The 14,998-nt window shown below is 42.6% G+C and carries 10 protein-coding genes; 5 read left to right on the top strand and 5 right to left on the bottom strand.

Annotated features, from left to right (window positions below):
* Positions 1-356, top strand: a 356-nt coding sequence (locus B4F08_RS06760) for a GNAT family N-acetyltransferase (protein WP_291373895.1), incomplete at its 5' end; no start/stop codon positions are given.
* A 124-nt stretch (positions 357-480) separates the two neighbouring features.
* On the opposite strand, the gene B4F08_RS06755 is transcribed toward B4F08_RS06760, so the two are convergent.
* The 3 genes from B4F08_RS06755 to B4F08_RS06745 all read right to left on the bottom strand — a co-directional run bounded on the left by B4F08_RS06755 (position 481) and on the right by B4F08_RS06745 (position 4,556).
* Positions 481-2,997 (bottom strand): TonB-dependent siderophore receptor, encoded by a 2,517-nt coding sequence (locus B4F08_RS06755; protein WP_291373894.1) that lies wholly within the window; start codon positions 2,995-2,997, stop codon positions 481-483.
* Positions 2,998-3,063: 66 nt separating this feature from the next.
* Entirely contained in the window at positions 3,064-4,020 is a 957-nt protein-coding gene (locus B4F08_RS06750) for a FecR family protein (RefSeq protein WP_087527872.1), read from the bottom strand.
* Between the two features lie 20 nt (positions 4,021-4,040).
* Positions 4,041-4,556 (bottom strand): sigma-70 family RNA polymerase sigma factor, encoded by a 516-nt coding sequence (locus tag B4F08_RS06745; protein WP_110975441.1) that lies wholly within the window; start codon positions 4,554-4,556, stop codon positions 4,041-4,043.
* A gap of 296 nt (positions 4,557-4,852) precedes the next feature.
* Between B4F08_RS06745 and B4F08_RS06740 the strand changes: the two genes are divergently transcribed.
* The 4 genes from B4F08_RS06740 to B4F08_RS06725 are packed head-to-tail and all read left to right on the top strand — an operon-like array spanning position 4,853 to position 13,701.
* On the top strand, positions 4,853-6,061 hold the full coding sequence (locus B4F08_RS06740) for an efflux RND transporter periplasmic adaptor subunit (RefSeq protein WP_086209375.1): 1,209 nt from the start codon (positions 4,853-4,855) through the stop codon (positions 6,059-6,061).
* A 3-nt stretch (positions 6,062-6,064) separates the two neighbouring features.
* Entirely contained in the window at positions 6,065-9,178 is a 3,114-nt protein-coding gene (locus tag B4F08_RS06735) for a multidrug efflux RND transporter permease subunit (protein WP_291373893.1), read from the top strand.
* Positions 9,175-12,282: an efflux RND transporter permease subunit gene (locus B4F08_RS06730; RefSeq protein WP_291373892.1), complete on the top strand. Its 3,108-nt coding sequence runs from the start codon at positions 9,175-9,177 to the stop codon at positions 12,280-12,282. The genes B4F08_RS06735 and B4F08_RS06730 overlap by 4 nt, the downstream gene beginning before the upstream one ends.
* Positions 12,283-12,303: 21 nt before the next feature.
* Complete coding sequence (locus B4F08_RS06725) at positions 12,304-13,701, top strand: efflux transporter outer membrane subunit (RefSeq protein WP_291373891.1); 1,398 nt, start codon at positions 12,304-12,306, stop codon at positions 13,699-13,701.
* Between the two features lie 146 nt (positions 13,702-13,847).
* Here B4F08_RS06725 and B4F08_RS06720 read toward each other — a convergent pair whose 3' ends face one another.
* Together B4F08_RS06720 and B4F08_RS06715 are read right to left on the bottom strand one after the other, a co-directional pair.
* Positions 13,848-14,363 (bottom strand): chromate transporter, encoded by a 516-nt coding sequence (locus B4F08_RS06720; RefSeq protein ID WP_291373890.1) that lies wholly within the window; start codon positions 14,361-14,363, stop codon positions 13,848-13,850.
* On the bottom strand, positions 14,360-14,935 hold the full coding sequence (locus tag B4F08_RS06715) for a chromate transporter (RefSeq protein ID WP_291373889.1): 576 nt from the start codon (positions 14,933-14,935) through the stop codon (positions 14,360-14,362). The genes B4F08_RS06720 and B4F08_RS06715 overlap by 4 nt, the downstream gene beginning before the upstream one ends.
* Positions 14,936-14,998: the final 63 nt, after the last annotated feature.

Below are 14,998 nucleotides of genomic sequence, written 5' to 3'. Positions count from 1 at the left end.
GGCTGTTAGGGATGACGACTTTTATGAATATTGAAGCCGAGCACCGCCGTGTTGAAATTGGTTCAACATGGTATAGCCAGTCCGCGCAGCGCAGTTATGTCAATACGGAGTGTAAAAATCTGCTACTTTCGCATGCATTTGATACTTTGAATTGTATTGCGGTTGAGTTCCGTACATCCTATTTTAATTTTAAAAGTCGGGCTGCGATTGAGCGTTTGGGGGCAAAATTAGATGGGGTGCTTAGAAGTCATCAAATTGTACAAAACGATATTTTAAGAGATACATATGTGTACAGTATCTTGAAAAGTGAATGGCCAGCGGTGCGGCAGCATTTGAGAGCGCTCTTGAATCAGTAATAACGTTTTGTTTAGTTGACGCGTTTCATGAGAGAAAAATAATACATAAAAAAGCGGCATTATTTTTATATGAAAATAATGCCGTAGATGTGCAACTATATGATCAATGATATTTGACCTATATTTACCAGTCGTATTTCAAACCCACTCTAAAGTTGGTTGGCGCACCATAATAGCTGTTGGTGGTCGATAGATGATATTTCTCATTAAACAGATTATTTAAATTGAAATTCACTAAAAGATTTTCATTGATTTTATAACGTGCCATCAAGTCAACCAATGCGTAGCTATCTTGTGTGAATCGAGTCTTAGTTGGCACATTATCTTGATAAATTTCACTTTGCCAGCGTAGTCCGCCACCGATTGTTAAAGCTTCGTCGAGATAAGGCAGGGTATAAGTGGTAAATAATTTAGCGGTATTGTTTGGGATATTGGTATTTAAATTATTACCATCTTTGTCCTGAGAGATATTTCGTGAAAAGCTTGCAGAAACTTGCCATGTATCTGTTAGTTTCCCAGTAGCTTCTAACTCAAAACCGCGACTTTTTGTACCAGATTCTGTACGGTATGCTTGAGAGCCGTCTGGTGCAGTTTCCCCCTCTATTGCAATGCTTTTATTGTCTTCTTGGGTTTGATAAATGGCAGCACCGACGTTTAGTTGGTTATCAAAGAATTCACCTTTAATCCCCAGCTCTGTACTATTTCCGACCAGTGGATCGATATAGCTACCTGTGGTGGTTTGCTTGTCTTGTGGTAAGAAAATATTGGTATAACTTGCATAACCTGTCCATTGCTCTGTTAAGTCATAAGTAATGCCCACATAAGGAATGAATTTATTTTTTTCTTCACGTATTGAGGTAACCAGTTTCTGATCAGAGTTGGTGTAGTCTTTATCTACGCGTTGCCAATTTTCTAAACGTGTTCCTAAAATCACAGCCAATGGATCTGCCAATTTTAAACGTATTGCACCAAATACTGACTGGCTTTTTTCATCATTGCTGTACCATCCTCCAATCGGCATTTCAGGGCGTGTAGGCGTATTTCCGTCCCATTCGAAAATATTATCTAAAGTACTTACACTCCAACCCGAATAGGTTGGACGTTTATTTTTACTTCTGGCATAGGTTGTACCTAAAACCACATCATGGGTTTGGTTGAGTAAGTCAAATGAACCATTTAAGGTTAAGTTAAATAAGTCCTGAGTTGGTTCATAGTCCCAATGAGATCCATAAAGTACAGCACCAGCCCCTGTTTCTTTATTAATTCCTGAGCGTGAGTACCCATAACCGACAATTTCATCAGATGCTGTGATCGTACGAGATATGACACCTTTGAGTTTCCAGCGTTCGTTAAACTGGTGTTCAATATCTGCAAAATAAGCTGTTGTTGTTCGATCGGACTCACTCCAACTTGCAGCATTTGAGTCTGAACGTGACCAATCAATTAAGGTGCCATCGGTATAAAATGAAGGTAAACCACCACGGGCAATACCTGAGATATCCATTTTTTGATAACTGAGGCCTAAACTGGCTTTAGTTTTTTCTGTAAGGTCTGCCTCAACAACACCATAGGCAATTTTACGTTCTTCACTATAGCGGTCGATATAAGAGTCGCCTGTTTGATAGGCTAAAACGGTACGTCCGCGAATCGTTCCTGTTTGGTTTAATGGAGATGAGACATCGACATCGGTACGATAAGTGTCCCATGAACCTGCGCTCGCACTGACCGAGGCTTTAAAGTCTTGTAAAGGTTTCTTACGTACCATATTAATACTGGCACTGGCAGAGCCTGCACCCGTCATTAAGCCATTGGCACCACGTACGACTTCAACTCGGTCAAATAAAGCGGTGTCCTGACTTTGGAAGATACTGCTATATGAACTCATCAGCTTTACGCCATCGAGCAAATAGTTATCAACCGTTTGACCACGTGCATAAATAGGCGATAAGTCACTACCAATGTTGCCGCTTTGGTTAATGGTTAAACCTGCGGCCTGTGAAACAACATCGGTCAGTTGCGTGAGGTTTTGATCTTCCATTTGTTGGCGGGTAATGACACTCACTAATTGTGGCGTTTCTTTGAGTGAAAGTGCCAAACCTGTCGAAGCTGTGGTGGCTTTGGCTGTATAAGAACCCGAGCCTTCAGTCGTTAAGTTATTGCCTGAGTTTGCTGTTAAAGAAATAGTCGCGAGCTGAGCCGTTCCATCTGCACTCATTACTTGACTACTATTTGCACCTGAAGCATTTTTGGCTTGGCTATGAATGGCTTCGAGTTGAACTTCTCTTGTTTGAGTTTGAACTCGTTGTTTTGCTTGAACACTATAGCCGCCATTGTTGACTTTGACTGCAAGCAAGGCATGGGGCTGCAATAACGCAGCCAATGCTTGATCGACAGCATAATTACCTTTTAGCGCCTTCGCTTGCAAATTTGAAAGAGCCTTTGAGTCATAGCTGATGGTTGTCCCTGTTTGGATTGCGAGTTGTTTGAGTGCTTCATCTAAAGGGAGTTGAGTAATGTTCACAGGATACGTTGTGGTAGCATAAACAGCAGTGGTAGCAAAGCTTCCTGCCATCAGTGGCATGCCCCATAAAACAGCGCGAATAGCCATCGCTAATCTACTTTTTGCCTGATAATCCTTCATGCGGTGTTCTCGACTGGGAGTGTATTTCTGTATAAGTCGAGTCAGCTCAAAAAAAGGGTCATATTTTTATCTTTTTTTTATTTTTAATAGATATGAACTGTAATAATCCAGCTCAAGCTGATGAGTATAGGCCAAGTTCTCTAGACTTTGCTTTGGGCTTTTTAATGAAAACACCCCTGAAACACGAATTTTTTCTAACTCAGGATCAATAAAATAAGTTCCATTTTGATAACGATACAATTCATCCAATACTTTTTTAAGTGGCCATTGTTCTACAACCAGTAAATGTTGTGTCCAATAGGGTTGGTCATTTTGAAGCGGGTAGATGACTGAAATTGTATCGGCATCAAAACTGGTACGTTGGCCTTGTTGTAAAAGTTTGCGTGTATCTGTTTTGGCAGGATATAAGGCTACCGCATGTTCATAAACTTTGACTTTAGTGCGATATTCGTCTTCTTGGCGAACTGTAAACTGTGTACCTAAGGCTTCAATCTTTCCATCTTTGGTCGTGACTATAAATGGGCGATGCTTCGGATCTTTTGCCGTCTGAATATAAATCTCACCTTCAACCAATTCAACTTGTCTGGTTTGTTTTGAAAAGTCGATATTGACATAACTATTACTGGCTAAAATCAATTCTGTGCCATCCGCTAAAGGCACAGTTTTAATTTCACCCACTTGGCTATGGTAATCAGCTTGTAGCTTTGCCCAAGGGATACAATAAAGACTTAAGCCAATAATGCAGAACCCTGATAATCCAAACAGCATATTGTGCTTTAAAGAGGTGCTAAATGTATGTTTAGACTTAACTAAGGTATCTGGTTGGAAAGAATTGGGTAAATCAGACAATCCTTGTGTAAAACGTTCAATCTGTGAAATAGCCAAAGCATGTTCTTTATTTTTTGACTTCCACTGCTCAAATTGCTCTCGTTGTTCCTCGGTTACCTCTCCAGAATGAATCAGTACTAGCCAATCGGCTGCTTCATCTAGGATATGATTAGGTAAAGAAGAGTGCTGTGGCATAAGTGTTATAATAAGATGAATTAATCAACAGGATTATAAAGACTTATACAAGCTAAAAAAGCCTGTTTCATATCTCTTTTTACCGTTGCTTCAGAAATATTCAATTTCTCACTAATCACCCGATAGGTGAGACCATCTAACTGGGACATTAGAAAGACCTGTGCTGTACGCGTCGGTAGCTTCTCAAGCATGCGATGTACTTGATAAAGCGTTTCTCGAATGCACACCTCATGCTCTGCCGAAGGGTAGTAGTTTTCAGGTAACTGAGTCAAAGCATCTAAATACAACCTTTCAACATGTTGATGTCGCCAGTGATCAATAATCACATGTTTTGCAATACCCATGAGCCATGCTTGAGGCTCTTTAATTTTTTCAAAACAGTATTCACTTTTAAGTGCACGATAAAACACCTCCTGACTCAGGTCTTCAGACTGATGATGATGTTGCAATTTATGTTTAAACCATGACAACAGCGTGGTTTGGTGTGTGCTGTATATCTGGCTAAACCACATTTTTTTTTGGACATTTAAGTTCATATTTTCAACTCATGACCCTAGAAAAATATCCTGAATCTCAGCAGTAAAAGTGGAATAAGTAAATGAATGGTTGAATATTAATGATAATCATTATTAAATGCAATTACAAAACGCAACATTTGCTGTGAGCTTTTTTAGGTTTTCATCCGTCTTATAAATAGATATGCGTGATTTGTAATAAGAAGTGTCAATTTTTTAAATACTTAATTTGATCAAATTTTAAAAAATTGTATGGGTCTTATCGTTTTGAACAGTACGTGTTGGGCGAGAATTTTTTGTAATGAATAGGAAATGTAATGAGTGAGCCATTGAACAATAACGACCCAGCAAAGCATTTTCTTCATCGTCGAACATATTATATTGGCTTGATTATTGTCATTTTGTTGTTAGGCATGGGAGGGCTGTATTGGAAAAATACTATGTCGCAGCCTAGCGAAGAATATAGTCAATGGGATAAACCTGTGCCTGTACGTATCGTGTCTGTACAGCGACAAGACTTGCAGGTGGAAATTAAAGCCATCGGTACAGTTGTTCCGACCCATACAGTGAATGTGCAAACTCAGGTTTCTGGTGTTCTCAAGCAGATTTATTTTAAAGAAGGTCAGACGGTTCAAAAAGGACAACTTCTTGCTCAAGTTGACCCTGCACCATTTCAAGTGGCTTTGGCACAGGCAGAAGGCACACAACAGCAAAACTTAGCGCAACTCCGAAATGCAGGAACGGAGTTAGCACGTTATCAACTGCTTTTTAAGCAAGACTCAATTGCTAAACAACAAGTAGAGCAACAGCAAGCTTTAGTCAATCAGTTGAAAGGGCAAATACAGGCCAATCAAGCTGAGGTTGATGCAGCCAAATTACAATTGTCTTATACCAAAATTTATTCGCCGATTAATGGTCGAGTTGGTTTTCAGCAGAAAGATGCAGGTAATTTAATACAGGCCAATGACACGACAGGTTTGGTCAGCATCACTCAAGTTCATCCTATTTATGTACAGTTTTCAGTGGCTGAACATGATTTGGCTCATTTGCGTAACAACATGAAACAGGGACATCAAGTCCCAGTCAAGGCATGGGATAAAGCAGAACAAAAGCAGCTTGCGGTTGGTCATGTACAGGCGTTGGATAACCAGATTGATGCCAATACAGGCACATTAAAGATTAAAGCCATTTTTGATAATCGTGATGATGTCTTATTTCCCAATCAGTTTGTCAATGTTCGTTTAAATGCACACACTATTCGAAATGCTGTCAGCATTCCAAGTGACGCCGTGCAACATGGGGCCAAAGGGACTTATGTGTATATCGTTAATCCGAAGAAAAAAGCAGAAATTCGTATGCTCACTTTGGGTTTAAGTTCTAACGGTCAGATTCAAGTTTTAACAGGCTTAAACGGAACGGAGCAGGTGGTTTTAGAAGGGATTGATCGTCTTGCAGAAGGCAAAGAAGTTCAAATTGTCTCGGATCAACCTCAAGCGATGGCCACATCAAAACCTGCTGTTGGATAAGACATGAATATTTCAAAGTTCTTTATTGTCCGTCCAGTCGCAACCACGTTGTTGATGTTGGCATTGCTGTTTAGTGGACTATTGGTTTGGCGACTTTTACCCGTATCAGCCCTACCACAGGTCGACTATCCCATTATTCAGGTCTATACCTTTCAGCCTGGGGCAAACCCTGACACGGTACAACGGACTATCACCGCACCGCTTGAACGGGAAATGGGCAAAATTGCGGGCTTAAAACAAATGTCTTCGCAGAGTTCTGTCGGGGCATCTGTCATTACCTTACAGTTTGAGTTAAGTGCTGAATTGGGTGTAGTGGAGCAAGAAGTACAATCTGCACTAAGCACTGCTAGCAGTAAATTGCCAAGTGATTTGCCAACACCACCCGTATATCGAAAGGTCAATCCGGCCGATGTGCCGGTCATTACCTTAGCAATTAGTTCAGAAACTTTACCCCTCACCACGGTTTATGACATGGTGGATACTCGGGTGGCACAAAAGCTATCTCAACTGACGGGTGTGGGGATGGTGAGCCTTGCTGGTGGGCAACGACCAGCAATACGGGTGCAAATGAATCCTGCTGCACTTGCCGCTTATAAAATAAGTGCCGAAGATGTCCGCACGGCAATCAATGCCGCCAATGCCAGTCAACCCAAAGGCAGTTTTGATGGGCCATATCGCAGTACGATGCTGGATGCCAATGATCAAATTCGTTCAATTGGAGACTATGAAAGCCTTATTTTACGCTGGAATAATGGTGCCCCAATTCGATTAAAAGATGTGGCACAGGTGATTGAAGGCAGTGAAGACCGCTATATGGCGGCATGGGCAGACAGTCAAGCTGCCATTTTGGTGAATGTACAGCGTCAACCGAATGCCAACGTGATTCAAGTGGCCGATCAGATTAAGCAATTGTTGCCTGAGCTGCAAAAGAACCTGCCCGAAAACGTCAAAATTCGAGTACTGACCGACCGTACAGAGAGTATTCGTAGTTCAATCCACGATGTGCAAAAGGAATTAGTCTTTGCGGTTTGTTTAGTCGTAATGGTAACTTTTCTCTTTTTGAGAAATTTATCTGCCACCATTATTCCGAGTATTGCCGTTCCACTTTCAATCATTGGTACGTTTGTACTGATGTATTTTTTAGGTTTTTCAGTCAATAACCTGACTTTAATGGCGCTGACCATTGCCACAGGCTTTGTGGTGGATGATGCGATTGTGATGTTGGAAAATATTGCACGACATCGTGAAGCGGGTGAAAGCCTGATGCAAGCGGCATTCAAAGGGTCGAAGGAAATTGGTTTTACGCTCATTTCTTTAACCATTTCATTGATTGCAGTTCTCATTCCACTGTTGTTTATGGGGGATGTCGTCGGACGTTTGTTCCATGAGTTTGCAGTGACTTTGGCGGCTGCAATTGCGATTTCTCTAGTGGTCTCTTTAACCTTAACGCCGATGATGTGTGCTTATTTGCTCAAAGGCAAAGCTTCACTAAAAGAAGCAGAGCATCAAACTTCAGCGAATAGATGGAGTTTGGATGGCATCATTCAGCAGTATGGAAAAGCTTTACAATGGGTATTTCGGCATCAAACCCTGACACTGACAGTTATGCTCAGTACAGTGTTATTCGCAGGGTTCTTGTATTGGATGATTCCGAAAGGCTTTTTCCCTGTGCAGGACAGTGGCGTTATCCAAGTAGTGACCGAAGCCCCAGACGATATTTCATTTCAAGCCATGAGTGAGCGCCAGCAAGCACTAGCGGCTAAAATTTTAAAAGATCCCGCTGTTGAAAGCCTGTCTTCATTTATTGGTATTGATGCCAATAACCCGAAACTCAGTAATGGCCGAATTCTTATTAACTTAAAGTCCCATGCAGAACGAGCGGGTGCAGATCAAGTGATGGCACGTCTGCGTGAAGAGTTGGTTCATGTTCAGGGTATTCAAGCTTGGATGCAACCTGTGCAGGAGTTAAGTATTGAAGATAAAATTAGTCGAACTCAATATCAGCTTAGTTTGACAGCAGCAAAAAACACAGATTTAGCGTTATGGACACCTGTCTTGGTAGATGCTTTACGCCAACAACCTGAGTTTGCAGAAGTGAGCAGTGAAAATGCTGGGCAAGGTTTACAGGCGTATATTGATGTCAATCGAGATGCAGCAGCGAGATTCGGCTTAACAGTAGAAGACATTAGTTTGGCTTTGCAAAATCTGTTTGCACAGCGACAAATTGCAACTTTATATACCCAGTCGAATCAGTACCGCATTGTGCTCGAGCTGGCGCCAGAATTAACTCAAGGTATACAAGCTTTAGAACAAAGCTATATCCATAATGCCAGCGGAGAGCCGATTTTACTCAGTTCTGTGGCCAGTATTGTGCAAAAACGTGTCCCAATTATTTTACAGCAGCAAGCTCAATTTCCTGCCAACGGTATCTCTTTCAACCTTGCAACAGGCGTCGCTTTGGGAGATGCCATCCAAGCCATTCAACGTGTGGAACAGCAGCTCAATTTACCTGCTGAAGTTAAGCTTCAGCTACAAGGGGCGGCTGCTGCATTTGAAAACTCGCAACAGCATACCTTTTGGTTGGTGATTGCAGCGATTGTGACCATGTATATCGTGCTTGGGATGCTGTATGAGAGTTTTATTCATCCCATCACCATTCTTTCAACCTTACCGTCTGCTACAATTGGTGCTTTACTGGCGCTGTTTATGGTAGGTCGACCACTCGATATGATTGCTTTAATCGGCATTATTTTATTGATCGGTTTGGTGAAGAAAAACGGCATCATGATGGTGGACTTTGCTTTGGCAGCGCAGCGCCAAGAGGGTCTTTCACCTCAGCAAGCGATTTATCAGGCAGCGTTGATGCGATTCCGCCCCATTTTAATGACGACATTGGCGGCATTGGTCGGTGCAATTCCACTCATGTTGGCATCTGGTTCAGGGGCTGAATTACGCCAGCCTCTGGGGATTGTCATGGTTGGTGGTTTGATTTTAAGTCAGGTGCTGACCTTATTTACCACGCCTGTGGTCTATTTGTTTTTTGACCGTTTACAGCATGCTTTTCAAAAACCAAAGCTGCCTTTAGCTGAATTTGATGAAACAAGGAGCGAGTCTTGAAACTGCTCTCTGCTTTGGTTCATCGTCCTGTTGCCAGTGTGTTATTGGGCATTGCAATTGTGTTGCTTGGTGTATTGGCGTATTTCCGCTTACCCGTGGCGTCCTTACCTCAGGCAGATATTCCGACCATTGTGGTGCGGGCCAGTTTACCTGGAGCAAGTCCTGAAAGTATGTCGGCAACCGTTGCAACACCTTTAGAACGGGCCATGATGGGTGTTTCTGGGGTAAAAGCGATTAACTCTTCCAGTAGTCAAAATGCAACGCAAGTCACTTTGCACTTTGACTTAGATACGGACATTAATGAAGCGGCGAGAGAAGTACAGGCTGCGATTAATGCTGCAATGTCGCAACTTCCATCAGGGATGCCTAGCCCACCTGAATATTTCAAGGTTAATCCCAGCCAAAGCCCAATTTTTTATTTGGCATTGAGTTCAGAGCATTTATCTGCGGGTAAATTATATGAAATTGCCAGCAATCAACTCCAGCCCAATCTTGCGCAGATAAGTGGAGTTGGTGAGGTTGAAATTGATGGCGCGTCTATGCCTGCGGTGCGGATCACCTTAAATCCGAATACACTCATTGCACAGGGTGTTTCATTGGAACAAGTACGTACCGCAATTGAAAAAAGTAATACAGTACAAGCGTTGGGCGTGATTGAAAGCGATCAACTTCGTTGGCAAGTTGCACTGTCGCATGATTTAAAGCAAGCGCAAGATTTTGCCAACTTGGTGATTCATCGTAATGCTCAAGCAATTGTGCGTTTAAAAGATGTGGCTGAGGTGCAAGATTCTGTTGAAAACCGCTATGTCAGTGGTTTTCATAATGGTCAACCAGCAGTGATTATCAAAATCAGCCGTCAACCTAATGCCAATACTGTGGCGACCATTGATCAAATCAAAGAAAAACTGCCTGAACTAAAATCACTCATACCCGCAGATGCACAATTGACTACGGTGATGGATGGTTCTGAAATCATTCGCGCAGGCTTAGCGGAAGCCCGAGATACGCTGTTGTTTTCCATGCTGTTGGTGATTATTGTCGTTGCTTTAATGTTAGGGCGTGTACAAAGCGCCCTTGTACCAAGTATTGCCATGCTGGTGACTTTGGTCGGGGCGTGTAGTTTGGTGTATTTGGCAGGCTTTTCGCTCAATAACCTCTCCATTATGGCGGTGATTGTCGCTATTGGATTGGTGGTGGATGATGCGATTGTGGTGCTGGAAAACATTGAACGTCATATTGAGGAGGGAGATTCTCCTGTACAGGCTGCCATTAAAGGGATTCAGGAGGTGGGGCTGACTTTAGTGGCCATGAATTTGGCATTGGTGGTGATTTTTATTTCAGTGCTGTTTATGGGCGGTGTGATTGAGCGGCTGTTCCGCGAGTTTTCACTGACCTTAGTTTTTATTGTAGTGTTATCGGTTTTTGTGTCCTTGGTACTAACACCAAGCTTATCTGCACGTTGTTTAAAATCGCTAGAGAGCGACCAACATCAGCCTTTATATCAATTTAGCCATCGTTGCATGCAGCAGTTCAATCATGCTTATTTAACATCTTTAAAATGGATGCTAGCACATGGCTATGTCGTGATTTTATTTTGGTTAGGTGCGATAGGTGCTTCATTCTATGTCTATCAGCACCTCCCTAAACGAGTATTGCCTGAGCAAGATACAGGACGAGTTGAGGCTTTTATTCGTGGTGATGACGGGTTTTCTTTTCAAATTATGCAACCCAAAATTGCAGCCTTTAGCCAAAGCTTGCTGAGTGATCCTGCTGTAAAAGATGTGGTTGGAACTTCAGGGGGAGCAGGTGGAACCACCAATTCCTTTTTCATGGTGAGTTTAAAACCCAAATCGGAACGTGAGGGGCAAAGTTCACATGCCATTGTCGAGCGTATGAAAAAAAATGCGCCGTGGCAGGCTGGGGCAATTTTCTCAGCACGTGTGGAACAAGAATTAGAACTGGATGATCCTTTTTCAAGTGGTAGTGGTCAAGATTATATGCTGTTACTACAGTCAGACGAGGTTGCACAGCTACGCCAATGGGTGCCAAAAGTTGCACAGGCCATGCAAAAACTGCCTGAACTTGAGGAAGTCGAAACCATGGGGGATGAAGGTGCACAGCATGTCACCCTAGATGTAGACCGTGAAGCAGCACGTCGTTTGGGCGTTGATATTGAAAGCATTTCGAGTGTATTGAATAACTCATTTTCACAGCGCCAGATTTCAACCATTTATGATCAGACCCAACAGTTTCATGTGGTCATGGAAGTAGATAAACACTTCACGGAACATCCTGAATCCTTAGCCAATGTACAAGTTCCCAATAAAGATGGACAGGCTGTGCCACTGCGTAACTTTGCGACATGGTCTTATGGAATTAGCAATGATCGGGTGTATCGACGTAATCAATATGCCGCGATGGGTATTGGTTATGTGGTGAAACAGGGCTATAGCTATGAACAGGCTGATGCCGCGATCCGATCTGTCCTCACTGAAGTGATGTTGCCAAATAATGTTTTTATGACCACAGATAAAGATGTCGAGGCAGAAAGTTTACAAGCGGGATTAAGCACCCCCTTACTGATTCTTGCGGTGATTGTGCTGATTTATATCGTGCTTGGGGTGACCTATGAAAGTGTGGTGCATCCATTAACGATTTTATCGACCATACCCGCTGTGGCTTTGGGCGCACTGTTAACCTTATGGATATTTAACTTTGAGTTCACCTTGATTGCATTGTTGGGCATGTTTTTACTCATTGGTATCGTGGTGAAAAATGCCATTTTATTGATTGATTTTACTTTATATGAACGGCGTGCAGGAAAGTCAGCATATCAAGCTGTGTTGTCTGCTGCAGCTCTACGTTTTCGCCCGATCTTAATGACCAATACTGCAGCATTATTGGGTGCGATTCCGCTGGCTTGTAGTTGGGGAGAAGGGGCAGAGTTACGTCAGCCTTTAGGTGTGGTCATTGTGGGTGGCTTAGCGCTTGGGCAGCTTTTAACTTTGTATACAACGCCTGTTTTGTATCTGCTCTTTGAAAAATGGGCTGAATCTTGTTCAAGATTTAAACGTAAATTTATGCTGCAAAGCTTAGGCAAATAGATAAAAAAATAGGAAAATAGAATGTCAGGTTTGGTTTATAAAAATGTCTTCAGCCTAAGTTGTGTATTGTTGTTGACTGCATGTAGTTCTACGGCGGTCGTACGTCCTCCTGAATATAAAACACCGATGATTCAAGTGGCTGATCAATACAAATATGCGATGCTTAATTGGACAGAAACCGCAAAGTTAAAAGGTAAGGCAGTTGCATGGTGGGACATTTATCAAGACCCTATTTTAAGTCAACTGTTGCAACAGTTAAATGCAGAAAACTTAAATTTGAAACAGGCCGAAGCACGCTATAGACAAGCAAATGCTTTACTTGAACAGCAAAAAGCCAGTCGTTCTGTCAGTCTAAGCTTAGAAGGTGCTGCCAACCGTAATGGTGCAAAGCATGTTTCTCCAAATAGCCAGTTTAGTACAGGGGTTCAGGCCAGTTGGATTCCCGATGTGTGGGGACGTGTAGCAAAAGCGATAGAGGAACAACAGGCAAATTTAGAAGCGGTGCAGGCTGACTTAGCCGCAGTCAAGTTAAATCAGCAGTTATTGGCGACTGAGGCTTATTGGAACATTCGTGTTTTGGATGCGCAGCTTGATGTATTACAGCAAACCCAAAAAAGTTACCTACGTTCGGTGCAAATTTTAAAAAATCAATATACAGCAGGGATGATTGCGCGGGCAGATGTAATACAGGCAGAAACGCAGTTGAAACAAGTGCAAATACAGCAAATCGAAACGCAGCGTGAACGCAATTTACAGGAAAATGTGCTGTCAGTCTTACAGGGTAAAAGTGTGGCTCAGTTTCAATTGGCAAAACGTCAGCAAGGTCTGAGTATTCCTGCTGTACCTGCCCAGCTACCCAGTCGTTTACTCATGCAACGTCCCGACGTGATTCGTGCAGAGCGGGAGCTTGCGAGCACACATGCGCAGTTGGGTTTAGCGCAAACGGCTTGGTTACCAGATCTTAGTATTAGTCTTAATGCGAGTTTAAATAGTCAAGTGTTGGGCCAATTGTTTCAAGCCCCTGCATACTTATGGTCTACGGGATTAGAAGCGGCTTCGGTTATTTTTGATGGTGGAAAACGTCAAGCTGAAATTGCCCAAGCGCAGGCAAGCTATGACGAAAAATTAGCAGCCTATAAGCAAGCTGTACTTACGGGCTGGAAGGAAGTCGATGATGCCTTAATGCAGACTTCAAGTTTGAAGCAACAACAACTGGAACAAGCTCAGTTACTACAACTGAGCAAAGAAAATGAACAAGTGGTGATGCGACGTTATAACGCAGGTTTAGTGAGTTATTTGGAAGTGGTCACGGCGCAGAATTTAAGGCTACAAGCTGAACAGAGCACATTAGAGTTGCAACAAATCCAATTAAAAAATACAGCGCAATTAATCACTGCATTGGGTGGAAATATTTCCTAACCCTTGATTTTTTCACATGTTTATTGACTCAAATGGCAAAGCCTTGCATCTTGGTTTTCAGATGCAAGGCTTAAACTATTTATTTGAAAGTAACGGTGAAACAGAAAGCATGTGTAATTGGATACTGATTATAATGAACAGACTGTTTATAAAAACAGTGCGCCTGATACTGCCCCAAAGAGCATGACCCACAGTGGATGAAGTTTTTTCACTAAGCTTAAACCAGTAGCGACGATAACGATTGCGATGAGTAACCAGTTCTGAGCAGATGCAGCGGCAATAATATAGGCACTAACCAAAACCAAGCCGACGGTAATGGGTTTCAATGCCTTTTCAAACATGCTACGTAGTGGGTGATCCTTAAACTGATTCCAAAATTTGAGTGCAAATACAGTCAGTACAGAAGAGGGACCAAACTTCGCCAGTGAAGTCACGAACAGTCCAGTAGGCCCAGCCACATGCCAGCCGACCAAAGGTACAATCATCATATTGGGGCCAGGAGCCGCTTGAGCCATGGCAAACATGGTGCTGAACTCTGTAGCAGTAAGCCAGCGATGCACTTCAACCACCTGATGTTGCATCTCAGGCAAAATGGCATTGCCTCCACCAAAGGCCAATATAGAAAGCTGGGTAAAAACGATGGCTAAGGTGAGTAAAATCATGCGTTTTTTCCTCTTTTTTTCAAGCTTAAGACAGCGACATTGATGCCTACTAAAATCAGTAAAGTCAGTGCCAGTGGAATTTTAATGATCAACATAAAGACGATGGTTAGCGCGATAGTAAAGATTGTGAGGTAGCTTTTGAGAATCGGTTTCAACATTTTTAAACCCATGGCAAACAGTAAACCTGCTGCCGCTGCTGCCAGCCCCTGAATCATGTGCTGAATCACGGGGATACTTTGAAATTGTGCATAGAGTTCATACAGAAAAATCACAATCACCGTCGGTGCAAAAATTAATCCGAGAACGGCACTAATCGCACCTTTAACTCCCTGAAATTCATAGCCAATCGCAACAGCCATATTGATGATGTTTCCACCAGGGAGGATTTGACAGACACCCAATAAGTGTGTGAACTCTTCCGTGTTGAGCCATTTTTGGTCTTCTACAACCATTTGGTGTGCAAGTGGCAATACACCACCAAAGCCCATGAGTCCCAGCTTCATAAAGCCTGCAAATAGTTCCCGAGAAGTCGGGTGGGTTATTTGTTCAGCAGGGAGCACTTCAGTGTTCATGTCTTTCACCTTTTGTTGAATGAGCTCAGTATGAACCTGTAGAGATATGTTGAAAAATGCTAT

The sequence above is a fragment of the Acinetobacter sp. UBA6720 genome, assembly GCF_002454215.1.
GTDB lineage: Bacteria > Pseudomonadota > Gammaproteobacteria > Pseudomonadales > Moraxellaceae > Acinetobacter.
Note: the sequence above shows the minus strand (reverse complement) of the source record. Positions and strands in the feature narration are given on the sequence as shown.

Excerpts from the sequence above, each read along its gene's own strand:
- B4F08_RS06725 (WP_291373891.1), top strand. The coding sequence starts at position 12,304 with ATGTCAGGTTTGGTTTATAAAAATGTCTTCAGCCTAAGTTGTGTATTG.
- B4F08_RS06745 (WP_110975441.1), bottom strand. The coding sequence starts at position 4,556 with ATGAACTTAAATGTCCAAAAAAAAATGTGGTTTAGCCAGATATACAGC.
- B4F08_RS06740 (WP_086209375.1), top strand. The coding sequence starts at position 4,853 with ATGAGTGAGCCATTGAACAATAACGACCCAGCAAAGCATTTTCTTCAT.
- B4F08_RS06750 (WP_087527872.1), bottom strand. The coding sequence starts at position 4,020 with ATGCCACAGCACTCTTCTTTACCTAATCATATCCTAGATGAAGCAGCC.
- B4F08_RS06755 (WP_291373894.1), bottom strand. The coding sequence starts at position 2,997 with ATGAAGGATTATCAGGCAAAAAGTAGATTAGCGATGGCTATTCGCGCT.
- B4F08_RS06735 (WP_291373893.1), top strand. The coding sequence starts at position 6,065 with ATGAATATTTCAAAGTTCTTTATTGTCCGTCCAGTCGCAACCACGTTG.
- B4F08_RS06720 (WP_291373890.1), bottom strand. The coding sequence starts at position 14,363 with ATGATTTTACTCACCTTAGCCATCGTTTTTACCCAGCTTTCTATATTG.
- B4F08_RS06715 (WP_291373889.1), bottom strand. The coding sequence starts at position 14,935 with ATGAACACTGAAGTGCTCCCTGCTGAACAAATAACCCACCCGACTTCT.